The 1,751-nt window shown below is 49.2% G+C and carries 1 protein-coding gene; it reads right to left on the reverse strand.

Features of this window, described 5'->3' with window-relative positions; translation table 11 throughout:
- The coding region (locus QM917_RS10495) for a hypothetical protein (protein WP_414285719.1) at positions 1-1,751 on the reverse strand (1,751 nt) is incomplete at both ends.

Raw genomic sequence — 1,751 nt, forward strand, 5'->3', positions numbered from 1 at the left:
CAAGCACATCAGCATCTGAGTCAGCGTCAACAAGCGCGTCAACATCAGCATCTGAGTCAGCATCAACAAGTGCAAGCACATCAGCATCTGAATCAGCAAGCACAAGCGCATCAACATCAGCGTCTGAGTCAGCAAGTACAAGTGCATCGACATCAGCATCTGAATCAGCAAGCACAAGTGCATCGACCTCAGCATCTGAGTCAGCATCAACAAGTGCATCGACATCAGCATCTGAATCAGCAAGCACAAGTGCATCGACCTCAGCATCTGAATCAGCATCAACAAGTGCATCAACAAGTGCATCAACAAGTGCATCGACATCAGCATCTGAGTCAGCAAGTACAAGTGCATCGACATCAGCATCTGAATCAGCATCAACAAGTGCAAGCACCTCAGCATCTGAGTCAGCAAGCACAAGCGCGTCAACAAGTGCAAGCACATCAGCATCTGAATCAGCATCAACAAGTGCATCGACCTCAGCATCTGAGTCAGCGTCAACAAGTGCATCGACATCAGCATCTGAATCAGCAAGCACAAGTGCAAGTACATCAGCATCAGAGTCAGCGTCAACAAGCGCGTCAACATCAGCGTCTGAATCAGCAAGCACAAGTGCAAGTACATCAGCAAGCACAAGTGCATCGACCTCAGCATCTGAATCAGCAAGCACAAGCGCATCAACATCAGCATCTGAGTCAGCAAGCACAAGTGCATCGACCTCAGCATCAACAAGTGCATCGACTTCAGCGTCAGAGTCAGCATCAACAAGTGCATCGACCTCAGCGTCAGAGTCAGCGTCAACAAGTGCAAGCACATCAGCATCTGAATCAGCATCAACAAGTGCAAGCACATCAGCATCTGAATCAGCAAGCACAAGTGCATCGACATCAGCATCTGAGTCAGCAAGCACAAGTGCATCAACATCAGCATCTGAATCAGCAAGCACAAGCGCGTCAACATCAGCATCTGCATCAGCAAGCACAAGCGCATCAACATCAGCATCTGAGTCAGCAAGCACAAGTGCAAGCACATCAGCATCTGAGTCAGCAAGCACATCAGCGTCTGAATCAGCGTCAACAAGTGCATCGACATCAGCGTCTGAATCAGCAAGCACAAGTGCATCGACATCAGCATCTGAATCAGCAAGCACAAGTGCATCGACATCAGCATCTGAGTCAGCAAGCACAAGTGCATCAACATCAGCATCTGCATCAGCAAGCACAAGCGCATCAACATCAGCATCTGAGTCAGCAAGCACAAGTGCAAGCACATCAGCATCTGAGTCAGCAAGCACAAGCGCGTCAACATCAGCGTCTGAGTCAGCAAGCACAAGTGCATCGACATCAGCGTCAGAGTCAGCAAGCACAAGCGCGTCAACATCAGCATCTGAATCAGCAAGCACAAGCGCATCAACATCAGCATCAGAATCAGCAAGCACAAGTGCAAGCACATCAGCATCTGAATCAGCATCTGAGTCAGCGTCAACAAGTGCGTCGACCTCAGCATCTGAGTCAGCGTCAACAAGTGCATCGACCTCAGCATCTGAGTCAGCATCAACAAGTGCATCGACCTCAGCATCTGAATCAGCGTCAACAAGTGCAAGCACATCAGCGTCTGAATCAGCGTCAACAAGTGCAAGCATATCAGCATCTGAATCAGCATCAACAAGTGCATCGACCTCAGCATCTGAGTCAGCATCAACAAGTGCATCGACCTCAGCATCTGAATCAGCGTCAACAAGTGCAAGCACATCA

It is taken from the genome of Streptococcus infantis, assembly GCF_047460685.1.
Lineage (GTDB): Bacteria > Bacillota > Bacilli > Lactobacillales > Streptococcaceae > Streptococcus > Streptococcus infantis_AD.